The sequence below is a fragment of the Nostoc sp. XA010 genome (assembly GCF_020829625.1).
In the GTDB taxonomy this organism is placed as follows: domain Bacteria; phylum Cyanobacteriota; class Cyanobacteriia; order Cyanobacteriales; family Nostocaceae; genus Nostoc.
Window position 1 is genome coordinate 180,802 of record NZ_JAIVFX010000012.1, and the last position, 17,859, is coordinate 198,660.

At 39.8% G+C, this 17,859-nt stretch carries 14 protein-coding genes; 4 read left to right on the plus strand and 10 right to left on the minus strand.

Features of this window, described 5'->3' with window-relative positions:
- Positions 1-46: 46 nt before the first annotated feature.
- Together LC608_RS19190 and LC608_RS19195 are read left to right on the plus strand one after the other, a co-directional pair.
- Complete coding sequence (locus tag LC608_RS19190; RefSeq protein ID WP_229555031.1) at positions 47-715, plus strand: cysteine dioxygenase family protein; 669 nt, start codon at positions 47-49, stop codon at positions 713-715.
- On the plus strand, positions 702-1,460 hold the full coding sequence (locus tag LC608_RS19195; protein WP_229555032.1) for a class II aldolase/adducin family protein: 759 nt from the start codon (positions 702-704) through the stop codon (positions 1,458-1,460). Before LC608_RS19190 ends, LC608_RS19195 begins: the two co-directional genes overlap by 14 nt.
- Positions 1,461-1,876: 416 nt before the next feature.
- On the opposite strand, the gene LC608_RS19200 is transcribed toward LC608_RS19195, so the two are convergent.
- From LC608_RS19200 to LC608_RS19225, 6 genes are all read right to left on the minus strand, one after another.
- Positions 1,877-3,373, minus strand: coding sequence for a glycosyl hydrolase family 57 (locus LC608_RS19200; protein WP_229555033.1), 1,497 nt, complete (start codon positions 3,371-3,373; stop codon positions 1,877-1,879).
- Between the two features lie 241 nt (positions 3,374-3,614).
- The gene (locus tag LC608_RS19205) at positions 3,615-4,361 is read right to left on the minus strand and encodes a class I SAM-dependent methyltransferase (protein ID WP_229555034.1); all 747 of its coding nucleotides are present in this window, start codon (positions 4,359-4,361) and stop codon (positions 3,615-3,617) included.
- Between the two features lie 265 nt (positions 4,362-4,626).
- Entirely contained in the window at positions 4,627-5,454 is an 828-nt protein-coding gene (locus LC608_RS19210) for an SDR family oxidoreductase (protein ID WP_229555035.1), read from the minus strand.
- Between the two features lie 1,290 nt (positions 5,455-6,744).
- The gene (locus tag LC608_RS19215; RefSeq protein WP_229555036.1) at positions 6,745-8,889 is read right to left on the minus strand and encodes a peptidase domain-containing ABC transporter; all 2,145 of its coding nucleotides are present in this window, start codon (positions 8,887-8,889) and stop codon (positions 6,745-6,747) included.
- Positions 8,890-9,124: 235 nt separating this feature from the next.
- Positions 9,125-9,361, minus strand: a complete 237-nt coding sequence (locus LC608_RS19220; protein WP_229555037.1) for a hypothetical protein — start codon at positions 9,359-9,361, stop codon at positions 9,125-9,127.
- 795 nt (positions 9,362-10,156) lie between these two features.
- Positions 10,157-10,432: a hypothetical protein gene (locus LC608_RS19225; protein ID WP_229555038.1), complete on the minus strand. Its 276-nt coding sequence runs from the start codon at positions 10,430-10,432 to the stop codon at positions 10,157-10,159.
- Positions 10,433-11,383: 951 nt separating this feature from the next.
- On the opposite strand from LC608_RS19225, the gene LC608_RS19230 reads away from it, so the two are divergent.
- The gene (locus tag LC608_RS19230) at positions 11,384-12,718 is read left to right on the plus strand and encodes an HlyD family secretion protein (protein WP_229555039.1); all 1,335 of its coding nucleotides are present in this window, start codon (positions 11,384-11,386) and stop codon (positions 12,716-12,718) included.
- 123 nt (positions 12,719-12,841) lie between these two features.
- Here LC608_RS19230 and LC608_RS19235 read toward each other — a convergent pair whose 3' ends face one another.
- Both LC608_RS19235 and LC608_RS19240 read right to left on the minus strand, forming a co-directional pair.
- The gene (locus LC608_RS19235) at positions 12,842-13,408 is read right to left on the minus strand and encodes a hypothetical protein (RefSeq protein ID WP_229555040.1); all 567 of its coding nucleotides are present in this window, start codon (positions 13,406-13,408) and stop codon (positions 12,842-12,844) included.
- 113 nt (positions 13,409-13,521) lie between these two features.
- On the minus strand, positions 13,522-15,285 hold the full coding sequence (locus LC608_RS19240; RefSeq protein ID WP_229555041.1) for an alpha/beta hydrolase: 1,764 nt from the start codon (positions 15,283-15,285) through the stop codon (positions 13,522-13,524).
- Positions 15,286-15,586: 301 nt separating this feature from the next.
- Between LC608_RS19240 and LC608_RS19245 the strand changes: the two genes are divergently transcribed.
- A complete protein-coding gene (locus tag LC608_RS19245; RefSeq protein ID WP_229555042.1) occupies positions 15,587-15,781 on the plus strand; it encodes a hypothetical protein in 195 nt (64 codons plus the stop codon).
- Between the two features lie 12 nt (positions 15,782-15,793).
- On the opposite strand, the gene LC608_RS19250 is transcribed toward LC608_RS19245, so the two are convergent.
- Together LC608_RS19250 and LC608_RS19255 are read right to left on the minus strand one after the other, a co-directional pair.
- The gene (locus LC608_RS19250) at positions 15,794-16,717 is read right to left on the minus strand and encodes an ion channel (RefSeq protein WP_229555043.1); all 924 of its coding nucleotides are present in this window, start codon (positions 16,715-16,717) and stop codon (positions 15,794-15,796) included.
- Between the two features lie 146 nt (positions 16,718-16,863).
- Positions 16,864-17,736 (minus strand): YsnF/AvaK domain-containing protein, encoded by an 873-nt coding sequence (locus LC608_RS19255; RefSeq protein WP_229555044.1) that lies wholly within the window; start codon positions 17,734-17,736, stop codon positions 16,864-16,866.
- Positions 17,737-17,859: the final 123 nt, after the last annotated feature.

The window sequence follows — 17,859 nt, forward strand, 5'->3', positions numbered from 1 at the left end:
AAAAATTGGTATTAATCTTAGTCGCCTCCCAAACGGAGGAATATAGATGACAAACCACACCATCTTAGAACCATTGCCAGAAGACCAATGGTTTATTGAGAGCCAGGAACTACGATCCTTTGTAGCAACAGTGCGTGAAATTAGCGCTATTACTGTTGACGATCGCACACAAACTCTCGCTAAACTAGAACCCTATTTTCAAGAACTGCTTGCCCAACAGGAATGGCTACCCCAAAAATTTGCCCAAGCCAATCCTGAAAGCAGAATGGGCGGTGGTATTGGTCAGTGGCTACTTTATCGCGCTAAAGACCGTTCCCTGTCAATCTTTAGTTTGGTAATTCCCCCAGGTTCAACGACTCCTGTCCACGACCATTTAGCCTGGGGATTGATTGGTTTATACAAAGGCAATCAAGAAGAAACAGTCTATCGCCGTGTAGATAACGGCGATGCTGAAGGACACGCACAATTACAAATAACTGAAGTGCGATTGCTTCAACCAGGGGATATCTACCGTCTGTTACCCCCCGATGGTGATATCCACGCCGTCAAAACTACATCCCAGAGCGCATCTGTATCTATCCATATTCTGGGTAATGATACTGGTTGCATCTTGCGTCACCAGTTTATCCCAAAATCTCACAGCGTCAAATCCTTTCGCTCTGGATATTCTAACGCTCCCTGCAAAGAAGAAGAAAAAGAACATGCCCTACGCTAGACCAAAACCCCCTGTATTCGAGCGAGTTGAAGACGAACGCCTGCACCGCAAACAACGCCTAGCTGCTGCCTTTCGCCTATTTGGTAAATTTGGTTTCAGCGAGGGAATCGCAGGCCATATTACGGCTCGTGATCCAGAATTTACAGACCATTTTTGGGTGAATCCATTAGGAACATACTTCGGTCATATCCGAGTTTCTGACCTGCTCTTAGTTAATAGAGAAGGTGAGGTGGTTAAAGGCGATGCTGAAGTGAATCGAGCTGCTTTCGCCATCCATTCTCAGATTCATGAAGCTCGACCTGATGTAATCGCGGCGGCTCATGCCCATTCACTTTATGGTAAAGCTTGGTCTAGTTTAGGTCGGCTTCTTGACCCCTTGACTCAAGATTCCTGTGCTTTTTATGAAGACCATGCGCTGTTTGATGACTTCACGGGTGTGGTTTTAGAAACTTCTGAAGGTCAGCGATTGGCGCAAGCCTTGGGGTCAAACAAAGCTATAATCCTGCGTAACCACAGCATTTTAACTGTGGGACATACGGTAGATGAAGCTGCCTATTGGTACATTAACTTAGAGCGATCGTGCCAAGCCCAACTACTGGCAGAAGCTGCGGGTAGACCTACTACTATCAAACACGAAACAGCCCGTTTAACACAAACTCAAGTGGGGTCACATACAAGTGGGTGGTTTGGCTTCCAGCCCCTTTACGACAGAATTGTGCGCGAAGAACCTGATTTGCTAAATTAGTTTTGTGTTTTTATGACACTGGCATAATAAGCAAGGTCAATAAGAGGAAAAGGGGCAGGGAGTAGGGAGCAGGCGGGAATCCCCATACAATAGGACTTTTAAAACATCCTCTAAAAGGGAGCTAATTGGAGCAAACCTTTTTAATTAAGCAGACAACAAGGGGATTTTGCCCCTTGTTATACCATTTAACGAAATTATTGATACAAATCACTATTCTTGCTTCCCCTGCTTGCCATCTGTATCAATCTTATACCGTTTATTTGTGAAGTTGCATATATTTACCCCCCGGCTACGCCGTTCCCCCTTGTGAATGGGGGACTGATTATGTGCATCTTCATAGAGAATTGGTATTAAAGTGAAACGGTATTAAAGGTAGGCAAATTTCCGTCACATTTTACTAGCTTCCAGTCCCTAGTTTAATTTATCTGCAATAAATTTTCGCCACGTTGATAAATTTCCCGTGCATAATCAGTCCAAGCACCTTGTCCCCAATAACGAAAACAACTGGTTTGTAACAAAAGGTTATGTAAAAGAACGTTACGGTAATGAGGTTGTCTGGTAACAGGTTCTGCTGAGTTAATTTGTTGTAATGGATCAAATTTTTGATGGAATAAACTGCTTAGTTGATACATGGGAGATAACACATTCTCATATCCTTTCACCCAACTGATATGATTTGTCCACGAGGCTCCATCCAAATGAAAATTAGAGTTGATTTGCTTCAATTCTTGAATGGCATTCTCTACAGCTTCAGGTTTACAATTGTCTGGTAAAATTCGCTCCCAAATCTGATGTTGTCCCACTGGCTGACAAGTTGGATAGTCTTCAGGTTTGCATCCAGCAGCTTCGATTAATTCTAAATATTCTGTACCACACATTCCGACTACACCTGATTTCCCGCCGCCGTTATTGACCATATCCCACCAAGCTTGTTTAAAGGCGCTAGGAAATTCATTCATCATCACGCCACCATTTTCACCATCTCCAATTTGGCTAACTATTGGTGGTACAAAAACACTCCCAATCTGTTGTTTTGATAATGTTTTTGCTTCATAATAAGGCTGCATTTGTGCAACTAATTTAGTATCCGAACCTTGGGTTTTAATTAAGGCTGTAATGCTAATTGTTTCGCCTTGAGAATTGCGGGCAACCAAACGATGTGGTAAATGTTTATGGGTAAGAGATTGACCGCTAATTGTTTCTACAGAATGTTCTTGAACAAGTAACCAGCGATATCCACATTCTTTCAGCGCTTTCACAAATTCAAAGAGAGCATCAGGATGATTTGGTAGGTGCATTTCTGGGGGTGAAAATCCTTTAACTCGCGCTAATGCTTCCCAGCCAAAAATTGCCGCAAAGTGATGTTGCCATGCAATGATATGCAATTTGATATCTGCTATGGGTGTGGAAGGAATAACTGCATGGCCCCACATTGTACCCAGCCATTCTACATAAGGTTGGTAGGTTGGGTCGCAAGTAATACGTTTAAGATTATCGAGAAGATCACTGCGTCCCATTTGCCGTAGTCCCCACAGAAGATTACCTGAGTAATCCAACATCACACGGGGATTGCACCCTTGACTAACAAGTTCGGGGATCAAGTCTCCCATACGGCTGTAACAATGGGCAAAAGGATCTGCATTGTGGTTATCCCCTTCATGAGGATGTTCAAACATATATTGCAGATTGCTGATGAGTGTACCATCATTTCCAGCAGGTATAGTTGGCTGGTGCATGTGTAAGGCGATCGCAAACACAGCATTTACATCTTCTAAGCGGATATTCGTTGTTGGTAAAAATACTGGCTGATTATGGCTAACTACAGAGAGAACCTCTGTTTCCCAACCAGATATATTCGGCAAGCCATCAATAATTTCGGGCAAAGGAGTAAGAGTCGTGGGGAAGGAAAGCATTTCTAGTTGCTCCGAAATAAGTTATATCTATAAAACTTGCGAAAGTACCTAATAGCGCTTGACTCAGCATAAATATAGTAAATACCCTGAGCTATAACATTTTTAGGTCATTTTCAGTAACTGCGAACTCAGGCAAGTCTATTAATCATCAGTGCAGTCTACCCAGATATTCGCATCTTTGTGTTCTACTTTTTGATAAAGTTTGTTTACGCTCTGCGGATGCACCAAGTAAAGCTAGGCTTCATTTCTGGTTAGGTAGATAGATTGCACTTATGGCACAGAATGATGGATAATTAGAAGTCATTTCATAAAATCTTGGATATTTATTCCTTATTGAATCATTTGGAGTAGTTTCAATTAGGCGTTCTACTACGAAGGAATTATCATTTAAAGAATTGAATATTGTTTCAAAAGTATGATGATAACTTACTAATTCCATTTCATCAAACATATTCCATCTATATTCATCGTTGTGAAAATATGGATGCATGGTCACGTCATAACCACTACCATTCCAAACTTGATGGGTTATTTCATTAAATGGATGATGAAACGAGAATACAAATTTACCCAAGCTACGGATTACTCTTGCAACCTCAGCAAATAATGGACTTAATTCTTTAATATAGTGAATCATTAAACAGCTATAAATTAGCTCAAAATTTTTATCATTAAATGGTATTTTTTCAGCCGTACCAACATAAAATTCTATTTCGGGGTATTCTCTACGAGCTATCTCAATCATTTTATTCGACTGATCTAGACCAATAACATTTGCTCCCAAAGACTTCACTTTTGCAGTAAAATCCCCAGAGCCACAGCCCAAGTCTAACACATCACATTGATTGACATTTTTCTCAATCAGCTTTGTCATTGCGGGAATATCTAGGTATTCATTCCAAAGACTACTTTCTTTGTTGCTTCGCTTTAGATGATATTGTTCGCCATATTTGTCGTACATCAACTTGTTATGTTCTTGAGTAATCATGATTTTCTTAACTTCAAGATTATTTTTAGTAGTCTCTGATTTGTTGAAGCAAGTGGCGTTTGAGGAACGTAGACCCAACACCAAGAATCCTTGGTGTTGGGTAGCGCATTGCCTCAACCCAATCTAACAACTACAAACATTTTTATTTTTTCAGAGTAATAAAAGCTCGATAATGAAGCGATCGCAACTCTGGTAGAAATTTTGCTGCGCGCTAGGCGCTCGCCTCAAAAAATTTAGAATTTACGCGCAGACACATAACAAGCCATCAAAAATTTAGTTTCGGCATCAGCTTTTTCAGCTTTTGACTCTGCTGTTGTTTCGTTGGTGCTGGCGGAGTTGCTATTCGTAAAATTAGCTCTAGCAACCAAGGAGCAAGGCGTTGACACCATACAGCTAAATGACTTTGCCATCCGACTAAAATTTCTGGTGAATCGTTTTGCATTCCGGTGACGAGTGCTTTAGCCACTTGCTGGGGAGTCATGGGGATCACCCAGCGAAATAATTTTAAGTCGCGCACCATATCTGTGTCTGTGAGGGAAGGCAGTAATGCAATGACTTGGATATTGTAATCAGCTAGTTCCTGGCGCAAGGCTTGGGTAAATCCTAAAATGGCAAACTTGGTAGCAGAATAAGTCGCCATCGTCGGTGCAGCCACCTTCCCCATCAGACTTGATACATTGACGATTGTTCCTTGCCTTTGGCTGGCCATGCGTCGAGCTATCAGACTAGTGAGATTGTACATTCCTAACAAGTTTACCGAGAGTTCTTCTTGAACTTGGGGGAGTTTAGATTGCAAAAATGAGCTTTGGTATGCGACTCCCGCACAATTAACCAGCAGGTGAATCTGTCCGTAATTGCGCCACAGTTGGGCAACAGCGATATTTACTTCAATTGTCTGCGTCAAATCTAAAGGCACGATCGCAGTTTCTGTTCCTATCGCCTCGATTTCCTTAGCTACCTCAACTAATTTTTGGCGATCGCGTGCCACTAATATCAGCTGCTTGATGCCGATTTGCGCTAGTTCGAGTGCGATCGCTCGTCCAATCCCACGCGAAGCCCCTGTAATTAGAGCAACTTTACCTTGAATCTCCATTGGTTTTATCCTCCAAAATTTAAGTCTTACCAAACTCTTCGTTATTGCCGAAACACACAATTAAGAGCTAGTCACTTGTCGGCACAAGGTAAGACAAATAATCAATTGCAATTGAAATCAAACCCAAACTAAGCCTTTAGCAACGAGATATTTCTTGGTTAATCTGCAATCCCTCATAATTGTCTATACGAGGCAGAAAATTATCGTTTTTAACCTGTCAAAGCCTAACAGACTTGGCTGAATGTATATAGCTCATAATTTTACTTCTCCTAGATTCAGAGCGATTATCAGCATCGTTGTCACACACACGTTAGCAATTAAATCAAGCTATTGCAATATTCTTTAATCAGAATTTCTTAATACCTCTTAACGACAGGTATATATATGGAAAAGATTTTATTAAATAAGTTTTTATAAATATCTAAGTACAAATATCTAACTTTCCTGACAATTAAGCCCTGTTTTGGAAAATTCTAGTATCTCAGTCATAGCTAAGAAACAAAAAAGACATATAGGTTTTGGTTATTCTTGCAAAATCTCAGTTTTTCAAGTAGTTTGCATAGATGCATCAGTATATTTACGTATTTAAGTAAAATCAAGGTTTCTGATTTTGATATTTTAAATAATAGAAGAAAGAAAGTTAAATTATTGTTTTTAATGCAAATTAGAACAGCAGATTTATCTGCAAAAACTTTAGTAAAAATGATAACTTGTTTGGCTTTAGCTTTGAGTTCATCAAAGGAATGCTTGAGACTTACCTGGTGTGTGACAATTCATGCTATCTGGAAAAGCTAACGATTAATCTAACCCCCTTGCCGATCCTCTAAGATACAAGGTTGGGTTAAGCCAAGCGCAATCCAGCAAAGCACCCGAAATGTTGATTTCACTTTACTAATGATATAAATACGCTGGTACGGGCTTGTCTTTGCTCATTGGTGTCAACTTAAGCTAAAAATCGTTTATCTGTTGGCTTCCATGCTTGCCCAGAAATGAATTTCAGAGGCTTATAGCTAAAGCCTACTGAAGTAGACTAAAGATTTTTCAGATTATTTAGTCATCTAAAGATAACTTTAGCTATTAGCAAGGAACTGAAGTTCCTTGTGGGACATGAGTTTTAAGTTAAGTTGACATATCTCTATTAATAAATCTTGCACTGCGTTTTTATCCCGCCTCGGAATGAATTCCGAGGCGGGATATCGGTAACTGCGACTGGATTTTTAAGCACTGAAGTGCTTACTACAAACTCATCAAAATTTAATTAGACAAACCACTAATTAAAACTGTAAGTAATTAAGGGGTTAAAAAGTCTAAATGGTTTCCTGGTTGGGCAAGCAAATCTTCTACTGTCCCCTGAATTTGTAACTTGCCTTGATTAAGCAAAATAATCCAATCAGCACGGGTAATGACTCTAGGACGGTGGCTAATCAGGATTGTGGTTTTACCTTGGCGGTGCAACAACAGTTGATCTAAAACTTGACCTTCACTAACTGGATCGAGTCCAGCAGTTGATTCGTCTAAAATCAAGATTGGTGGATCGTTAACAATAGCTCTTGCTAAAGCCAGTCTTTGGCGTTGTCCACCAGAAATATTTGACCCAAATTCACCTAATACAGTTTGATATTTTTCAGGTAGTCTACTAATAAAATCATCTGCCTCAGCAATTTGGCAAGCCTTGACAATTTGATCGAAGGTGAGATGAGGAGAACCTAAGCGGAAGTTTTCAATAATTGTGCGACTCCAAAAATGAGCATCTTGAGGAACCAGAGCAACTTGTTGCCGCAAACAATCAAGAGCTAGGTCTTGCATATTATACATGCCAAAGCGAATATTGCCAGAATTAGGTGTATATAATCCGGCAATCAGTTTAGCAAGAGAACTTTTTCCACAGCCGGATGTACCAATTAGGGCAACAACTTTACCGCCAGGAATTGTGATGGAAAAATCTTCCAGTAGCTCTAGCCTGCCAGCGTAGTGAAAGTTGAGGTTTTTGCAAATAATATCAGCATCACTAGGAATTTTAGCAAAGGGTTTGCTACTATCGCTCGGAGTTTCAGGTGTGGAATCGATAACTTCTGTTAAACGTTCCGTGGCAGTTTTGGCACGCATGAATTCATCTATAAATCCAATCACAGCACCGATTAATGCCAAAAAATTCCCATTCATCCCGTTAAAAGCCAGCAGTTGACCGATGCTGAGTTCTTTACTAATAACTAGGGTGCTGCCGAAACCAATCAAAGTAACGCTGCCAATAGCATAAACTAACCCAGAAAAGGTACTGTTAATAATTCCAATCTGAATTGTACGAAATGTTATGTTTGAGAGCCGACCAAATCTGTTCTGAAATTCTTCCCAAAATTGAGGAGCAGCAGTAGTAGTTTTGAGTGTCAGCGCTCCTTTAAAGCTTTCAACGAGAACACCTTGGTTTTCCGCGTCTAAGACCAACATACTTCTGATTTTTTGTTGAAGTATAGGCAAGAAAACCACCGTAGATGAACTCATGATAATAGCAACAACGACGGCAACAAAGGTGAGTTTCCAGCTATAGAACACCATGAAAGCCAAAGAAATCAGTCCGATAAACAATTGGCTAGGCAGACTGATAACTGCTTGAGCAACTAGCTGATTAATTTGTTGAATATCTTGCAATCTGCTAACAATCTCGCCACTGCGACGTGATTCATAGTAAGCCAGAGGCAGCCGCAAGATTGCCCTGGCAAATTCTAGAATTAGCCCTAACTCAAGCTTTTGAGCAAAATTGGCAATCAGGTTAGATTGAACTAATTGCAGACTACTTCCCACCAAATTCATCACCACAACCGCAATAATTACACCAATAAGAAGCTGGGTATCACCTCGAACTAGTACATCATCAGTTAGAATTTGAAGCAGGAAAGGAGACGTTAACGAAAGCAGACCGATAACTATAGCGCAAAGAAAAGCCTCGAATATTATGCCCCCATAAGGCAATGCCCGCCGCGCAAAGCGCCAAAGACCATTGACTTTATCATCAGGTTGAGCATAAAAACGAACCGAATCTGGCTCTAGTAAAAGCATGACTTGATCTGACCAAGCCTCAATTAATTCATTTCTAGAGACATAACGGATGTTAAAGGCTGGGTCAGCAATTACATATTTTTTGCCTTTCTGACCATACAAAACAACCCAGTGGTAGCCTTTCCAGTGAATAATTGCTGGAAGTGGTGCTTGGTTCATTCGGTCTAATATTTCTTTTGATGCCCTGACCGAACGCGCATTGAAACCAAGTGCCTCTGCTCCTCGCCTCAATCCCAACAATGTTGTTCCAAGTTGCCCCGTGCCTACCGCTTCCCGGATGCGATTTAGTGTAAAGTTACGGCGATAATGTTTAGCAACGGAAGCAAGACAAGCAGCTCCACAATCTTCTTCACTATGTTGTGCAACAACTTGGTATTTCATTTCAGACTCCAGTACCCAATAGTATCGTAAAAAAACTTAAAAAAATAGCAGGGTTTCGTCCCTGCGTCGTTAATAATTTGACCAACAGTTTAATTTTACTAAGTAACTGAGCAAAAAAATCAAACTATGTTATGCAATGTAAAATTTATTAGATTCGCTAGTAGTAAGCGGTTGAAGCCGCTTACTACAAAACTTTAATTATTCACGCCCGCTTATTTATTACTACCAATCAAACTTAACTTAGTAAGGATGATAGGTTTATTCCAAAGCTTTTTAATATTCCTGACACTGAAGTTCTTCCTTTGGTAGTTTTCGTTTTCCCAACCTTTTTAATTTGTTTCTTTACTCCTTTTTTATCAATTATGACTTGACTATAAGAATAAGAAACCACGTTGGTTTCACCACCAGATAGGGTTACTTCTTGATCTTCAGTTAGGGATATAAACATTGGCAAGATTTGAGTGCTTTTCATGATTCTAATTAACCTCAGATGTTAATTAACAAGTTTTCAAATTGATGGGAAGGTGCATTAAGTGAAATATAACCATAGGTAGCACCTAACAAAATGGCTATATCTTTTCCGCTATTTTTTGCAAAATCGTAAATTTTGATCCATATTCCTCTTTAATCACTCTCGAATGAAACAATTACAGCTTAGAGGATGTTTGAAAAGTCTTCCAGCGTGTGTTTCGCTACCCTGGCTACCGAGAAATTGCTACGAGAGAATAGGAGTTTTGGGATTTGAGATCATGCCCCTGAGTTCCACTTGAGGCTCAAGCTGACCCTTTTCAAACACCCTCTTAGAGCTAAATGCTGAAAGTTCAGATATAGCTAGGGATTAAATGCTCGTATATTTATATAAACCCCAAAACTATGGCAAATAAACAGAACCCTAAATAAAAAGGTTTTGAATTTTACTATCTATGCCGAGAGTGATTAAACATGGATATGAGCGATTTCTCAGATAGCAGCCCTTAGTTCCCTAATTGAGTGTTCAAGGTGAGCAGTATCTTTGGCAAAAGTATTAAGTAAGTCCATCAACAGTTGCCTCAGAGGAACCGTTGATAGACTTTATTAACTTTGTTCAACAAAAGTATGCGGTAGGAATAAACGTAATGCTAGAATAACTGCGATAAGCAACAAAGCTAATGTCTTGTAAGAAGGCAAACTACTCTGTTGGAGCAGGTTAGTTTGTTTAAGACACTCTACCTTAGTAAAGACGCGGTTAATCGTGTCTTTACGCTTATTCTTTCCCTTATACTAAACCTCAATATTTATCTTTACCAGTACCAGTAACAACGTTGACAGCGGTTTGGCTGACAGTAGAGCCACCAGTAATACCTTCAGCAACGTTGACAGCGGTTTGGTCTATCGTAGAGCCACTAAGAATACCAGCAGCAACGTTAAGGGCTACTTGGTTGATAACGACGGGCTTAGCCTTAACGGGGGTGTAGTACTTCTTGTGCTTCTTGTGCTTATCAGTACCACCAGACAAACTAGCTTCTTCGGTAGCGGTTAATGCGGTGAATAATGTGCTTTCCATAATCTTAGTTCTCGCTTGATTGTTGAGTTTGAAACTGCGTCGCTTCAAAGTAATTAATATAAACATTTAAAGAGTATATTTAATTACTTTTTTGTCCCGCTAAAAGTATTATACGACTCTTGCTCAATAGGTCAAGCAATTATTTTTTTAAGAAATATGTATTACACCTCTTCAAAAAAGATACTACATAGTTATTCTTTATACAAATTTAGTTAGAAAATTTCAATTATCAAAAAATAGCAAATAGCGTCAATATTCATATTCATATAAATAGGGTGAACTAAAAGATGTATTTTTCTGAAAATACATAAGTTAAACATATTCAGCATTAATGCTGAGAAAATAACGTAAATACAAGCAGTTTAAGATAAACTTAGTAAAATTGATATATTTTTTATACCATATCTGTTTAAGTGAGGCAATAAAATTCACAATTGGGGTTCCGTCTTTTTAAGTAAGTATGTTTACATAGGAACGCTTTACATCAAATTTTTATATACGAAGCTAAAGCGAACTTATATAAATTATTTTAATATCAATAGCGTAAATTTACTTAATTATTGATTAATGAGAAATACTTGTGAAAAAGTTGTATATATTATATCATTTTTTTTAGAAATAAATAAAGAGAAGATAAAACTTTAGATAAATATTATAAAGATTTGATGTTCATATTAAAAGGCTAATTGTTATTTAGACTTAGCTGTATAAAAACCTTGTATTTACATACTAACTATATACAGATAAGGGACTTATCTGTAATAAAAACAAAAGCTGTCGCTTTCGCCCTGAAAGGCAAAAAGCCAGAATTATGAAATTTCTGCCAAAAATATTCTTGCAAGAGAAGAGAGCTTTTATTTTTTGTATCTCCCTAAATCTTGATCGTCAGTCTAACGCTAGGTAGATTTTTTTGTTAGATTATTTACGTAACCAAAATGTTTTTTACCATTCATGCTCATAGACCCCCAACCAGACTTTCTCCGCCTAGTCGAAAACGACGAATATCTTCCCTCAGTCAGTATATGGACGAGGTTGGGAGGAATATTTTTAATTGGAAGTGTTGGCGCTGCCATCAGCCTTGCCAGTGTATTTCAATACAACATCATAGTAAAATCTGATGCTACCGTCCGCCCAACCGGAGAAATCCGGTTAGTGCAAGCAGCATCTGAGGGAACGGTGACAAGTATCAAAGTGAAAGAAAATCAGGTTGTGAAAAAGGGAGATACGATCGCTCTGATTGACAACTCCCAATTTCAAACTAAAAAAAGCCAACTACTCGGAACTATCGAACAGAATCAGTTACAACGAGCGCAAATTGATGCACAACTAAAATCGCTAAAAAATCAGATGGCTGCTGAGTCTAATGCGATGGGACAGGCAATCACATCTGCCAAAGCAGACTTGAGTCGCAACAAAAGAGATTATCAGGATAAGCAAATCACTAGTCTGGCACAAGTACAAGAAATAGAAGCGGGTGTTGAATTAGCCAGAGAGGAACTGAAGCGATATCAGCAGCTGGGAAATACAGGGGCGATCGCTGCTCTTCAAATTAAAGAAAAAGAACAAGCTTTTAAAGCTGCTACTGCTAGACTCGACAACGCTAAAGCTGCACTCAATCCCAGCGATGCGAATGTAGCGATCGCACAAGAACGTATTTCCCAAGAGTTGACGAAGGGTGAGTCTACTATTGCTCAATTGAATAAAGAGAAAGAAGAACTCATCAGGCGTCAAGTTGAAATCCAAAATCAAATTAGCAGCGCTCAACAAGAACTTAAACAAGTTTTTATGGAACTGCAAAAAAGTGTAATTCGTACCTCTGAGGCAGGTACTATCCTGAAACTAGAATTAAGAAATACTGGACAAGTTGTCCGTGTTGGGGATGCGATCGCTCAAATTGCTCCCAACAATGCCCCTTTTGTAATCAAAGCTCGTGTTCCCTCTTCAGATATTAGTAAAGTGCAGGTGTGTAAAGTCGCACAAGTCGCAAAATGTTTAGAGGGGCAAGTACAAATGCGGGTTTCTGCTTATCCTTACCCAGATTATGGCATCCTCAAAGGTGCTGTCAGAGGCATTAGTGCCGATTCCATTATATCTCAGGGTAACGGTAACATTCCAATTGCGCCTTACTATGAGGTGACAATTGAGCCAGAGAAACTTTATTTAAAAAAGAGCGATAAATCCTATCCTATTAAAGCAGGGATGGAAGTTACAGCTGAAATCATTTCCAAAAAAGAAACCCTACTGACATTTATTCTGAGAAAAGCAAGACTGCTAACGGATGTGTAGATTCCTTCCTATATTCCACGCCATTTAGAAGCACTATAATAATTCAAAATTTACACATTATTCGCCCAGCCTCTGTCTGCAACACGCTACGCGAAGGTAGAGAAGAAAGCTACATAAGGGAATTTAAACCCCGACTGTAGCTTTCTTCCTGCACCGTAACTGAGCAAAGTCGGAGCCATCGAAATTTCGAGTCAATAATTGTTTAATATTATATTCTTCGGCGAAATTGGCAAGTATATCTACCAAGGCTGTAAAAATTTCAAAAATTTTATCACCGAAGGCAGGAGACAGAGGGCAGTTTTTCTCCTGCCTTCCTCTATAAAGGAAATTTACTTGAAAAGTTTGCCAATATAGTTCATAAATTAGTTTTCTAAAAATAAATTTTAAAGAGTCGGTGAAATTTAAAAATAAGTTAAAAGTCAAGTATTCTAAATCTTTTAAAAACCATATCCAATTACTCTTTTCTTCACGGTTTTGATTGTTAAGAGTATATTGAATTGGGTTAACTGTTGCTTCTTCTAAGCAAACAAATTTATTTAAATCTCCATATTCCATGACAAAAAGTGCAAAACAAAGAGCAAAAGATAATCTTTGTATAAAAGCAATGCTTTTATTGACTAAAAACCCAAAAAAGGGTAATTGAGCAACTTTGGCTGATTCTTTTTCAATTAATCCAAACACTTTTTTCATGATCAAAAAATTCTGCCCGATAAGTGGACAGTATAGTGTCTGTTGACTTATCAGTTCCCGCTTATGGTTTTATGCAGAGTCAGCCAATTCTTTGCAAAACTTCACAAACTGCGTTACAGCCAGCGTTTTCCGCTTATGCGAGGAGGCGATCGTCTCTCCCCCCCAAATTTATGGGGTTCAAAATTATTGACTTTTGACTTCCCCGTTCGCGCAGCATGCCGTAGGGAAGGGGCTGACCCATTCCAAATCTGATTAAATTGATCTGTCGACAAAGACTGTAAAATACTGAGATTAAGCGGCTCTTTACTGATAAATGTGGCGTAGGAAGGCTGCAAATAGGAACGGTATTCAGGACGGTTGAGGAGATGGGTTTCTAAAAAAGCTACGCTGAGGGCGTTGAGATAGGAATAAACAGGGGCACGATCGGGGCCTAGCAAGGCAGGTGGCACAGGTAAGACATTATTTCCAGAAGTAGGTTCTGCGATCGCTGAGAAGTGGGTGGCATTTTCGATCAAAGCTAGGTACTTATTAGAGTCAGGAAGCCAGGTAAAGGGGCGAATTTGCTCAAATACAGGTGGGGCAAAAATATCTTGACTACCTGCTACCAGCATTACTGGACTTTTAATTTGACTCAATCCGCCCTCACCCAAAACTAAGCTGTCAATTGGATTAATCGCCATGATGACCTTGATGCGATCGTCTTTGAGATTGTAATTTCTTCGGGGTAATTTATTTGCTTCACACTGCAACAAGAGGGACACATTAAAGGATGAATTATTGCGATTACAGTTTTGCCTCAGTTGCTCAAAGTTAATATTTGCTCCTGCTAGAGCCAAAACAGTATAACCGCCAAAGGACTGACCAATCGCGCCGACTTGCTGAAAATTGAGTTTTCCTTGGAGGGTGGGATCAGATTTGTCCAGACGTTCGAGTTCATTGAGGAGATATTTGATATCCAAAGGTCGATTGATAAATTCTGATGCATCTGGCGGCCCGGCCAAACCCGCAAAATATAGTTGAAACCGTTCAGCATTACTACCAGGGTGTTCCAGTACAGCAACGGCAAAACCATAGGATGCTAAATGTTCAGCCAGGTAGACAAAGGTAGAGCGGTCTGAGGCTAGACCATGAGAAATTACAATCAGGGGAAAGGGAGGCAAAACCAGTTCTTTAGTGTTTTGTGAACCTGCTTCCGGCAGATATATATCCACGGGTAGACGGCGATTGCGAGAAAAATCGTTTAACTCCAGGCTTTTTTTCTGCCAGCGAAATTTTCCTGGCGATCGCAAATCTGGCTGTTGTGAGAAGTCAATTTTTGAATTGGTTGCTTGAGCGATCGCTTCTTTTTGAAGAGAGGCAACAACTTCATCCCTTTTTTTGAGCAATTGTGACAAGTCATCAACTATCTTTAACCCTCCAGTGAAATTCACCCGCACAGTATTGCTAGGAAATTTCCGCAACAAATTCACAACCGTTAAACCTTCTCGATCGGCAGCAGCCAAAATCAAAGAGGCACGTATGGCATAGAACCCGTTCTGTCGAGACTCAGTGAGGAGTAATTCTCCTAGCTGTTGCATCAGTTGTTCGCCTATAGGTGAGTAGGTAACTTGAGATACAAGTGTAGGGGTGGTATTGAACCTTTGCTGAAGTAGATCCCGCAGTTGAGCGAGTTGTTGGGGTGTAGCACGGCTAGCATAAAATGAAAAATCTTGATCGATTTTGCCAACTTTCGCAAAAGTTTCCAGCGAGTCCACAGACAAAGAGAATTCGCCGAAGGGAGGGTAATAAAAGCTAATACGTTCAGCTCCCAATCCGGGAGTTGCAGTCAAAAACGTAGATAGCAAACCTAAACCCAGGTATCTCAGAAATTTTTTCATTAGAAAAACCCACTGTCTAACCCTGCCAGACAAGTTTAAGCAGGGAGGAAAGCGGGGCGGGATCTATAACCGCTTTCCTGTTTACTTGGTTTACGTATATCAAACAGGTTACAAGCATAAGAAGCAAGTACTTACAGCCATAGTTTCCCATATACGCCCTAAATCACCGACTTTCAGAGAGGTCTGTACCAAAAAACAATCATCAATGACCAATCACGAATGACTAACACATGAGTAGCAAATTTTTCAGCCAAACAGCATCAGTAAGGCGATAATAGATATAGAGATCAAAATATTTTATATGTCCTTATCCTCCTGCCCCTGTTGTGTTGTCGTCCTCAATCAGCAACAAGAGCAAAATATCTCTCACCAAAACCAGTGCCAGGATGTGCCAGTTAACCCCAGCAAGAGCATGGTTAAAAGTTGCACTGTAGTTGAAAATGGTCGGGTTGTCGTTAAACCTTTACAAGCTGCTGTAAATCAGACTGTAGAGTAACTTGCAGGCATTTTAACTGTCTTCATCTAAAGGTAAAACATCGTGGAAGCGGTTGTAATCAATATAGCGATGTCCATCGGGTGTGTGATGGAAGATATCGACAAATTGATTGTTCCACAAAATCTCATTAGCACCATAAGTATGACGGGCATGGACAACCTGTGCAACCGTTTCATCAATGCCACTCAAAGAGACGATCAGTATAGTATTTGTCTGGGTTAAGGATTCTGGTGTCATGCCATATAAAGGACTAAACTCATCAATGACATGCATCACTGACCAGCTTAACGTGAAGCTAGGTGTTTGGTTCCTCAGCAGTTTGAGGTCGTAGAACCGACGCATAAACTGCCCTTCTGAGGTTATATCGTCGCGCATTAAGTAGACTCGCATCTGCGCCTCCAGAATTATATTGCGACGCTGATTAGCGCTGCGAAATATGAGAGTCGGCATTGCATTATGAGGTGTAATTACAGCAACACGACTAAAAAGCACCCGGGCTGTAGGTCGGGAGAATCGAGCAAAAGCTAGTCCCGTCATCACAGCAATTCCCACCAAACCAATCATTGCTTCAATGGTGACAATAATGTTGGCGTAAGTTGTTTTAGGATACATTGCCCCATAGCCGATGGATGCTAGGGTTTGCACGCTAAAGAAAAAGAGATCCAAAAAAGAGCCAGGTCGGGCGTTGGCAATACAATCTCCTCCTATCAAGTAAGCTAGAGCAAATAGAGCATTAGTAGTTATATAGAAAGTACAAATTAGGATTAGAAAACCAGTCCAGGGAATCGTTAGCAGCAGATGGTAGGGATCGCGCCAGTAAGAATGCCATGCACCCATACCCATAATCTCAAATTTTCCATCTCGAACTTGAATCTGAATAGGTGGGAGCAGACGCTGTTTTTTCTTCGGTGAAAGTCTCTTCAGTCGAAATTTCATTGCAAGTAGCCAAAAGAACGGCAACTGCTTAGTATTTTGACATTCCACTTACCCCCAAGGGAACGAAAATTTCAACTTTATTTTCTAAAACCAGCAAAAAAAATAGGGTGTGCAATGCCCACCCTAACAATCAGCGAGAAACTAACTCATTTTTCAGGGTTTGGTTGCTGACCTTTAGAACAGCGATCAAACCACTCCTGATATTTTTTCTGGTGTGACTCATCTTCAACAGCGATGGTCACTCGCACTTGGTTACAACCGTGATTTTGCTCTAGTGCGATCGCATTCAACAATAAACTAGCAGTTTTAGGTGAGCTAAATTCACCGCTTACCATTAAACCTGTCCCAAAATGCTGAACCTCAAGTCTTTCTACTTCCGTTAAGTCAATGCCAGAAATTTCCTCTTGTCCTAAATCAATTTCTGCAAGTTGTTTGTGTTCTGGGCTAATTTGTTCTACAATCAACTTTTCGCGCCGGACAGGAACTTGTATCATCCGGGTTTCAATTTCTTTGCGAACAATCACCTCACCAACTTTACGCTTACTGCTTTCAACAACTAGTCGTTCTTCTAGTAAACGAATAATCTGTTCTTCCGTAGCCTCATCTAAATCTACTGGCTCAACTGGGCTATTTGTAGTTTGATAATTCACTAGTTGTTCAGTTGAGTTTTCTGATAGTGTGCCCTCGCCTGGTGTTTCTGTTTCTAAATATTCAGGCATATATTCAATTTCTGATTTATTTAAGTCTATGAAAACAGATTTAGTCGGCTTGTCTATTTTTTTTATTCTCTGGCTCTGCAACCGAAATAAAGAAGGATGTTTATCAGCTAAGTCTTGATTCCCCTGGTTAGATATAACTAGGTTTAATCGACGATTAGCATCCACAATTAAATCATGAACTACTCCTACTAGCTGACCTTGCTGATCGAATACAGCGAAATTGATTACCTTGTTTCTTAAATCTGTTAATGAGGTGCTAGTCTGAGAGTCAGAGTTTGCCTGTCCAATGTTTTTTGTCATCGGTTGGCTATTCATAGTGCAAAGTTTATGAACTGTTTTCTAGTTAGCTAAATTAAATGTATCAATCCTCTAAATACCATTTAGAAAATGCTTGCGATAGATGTATTTATCTAACCTAATATT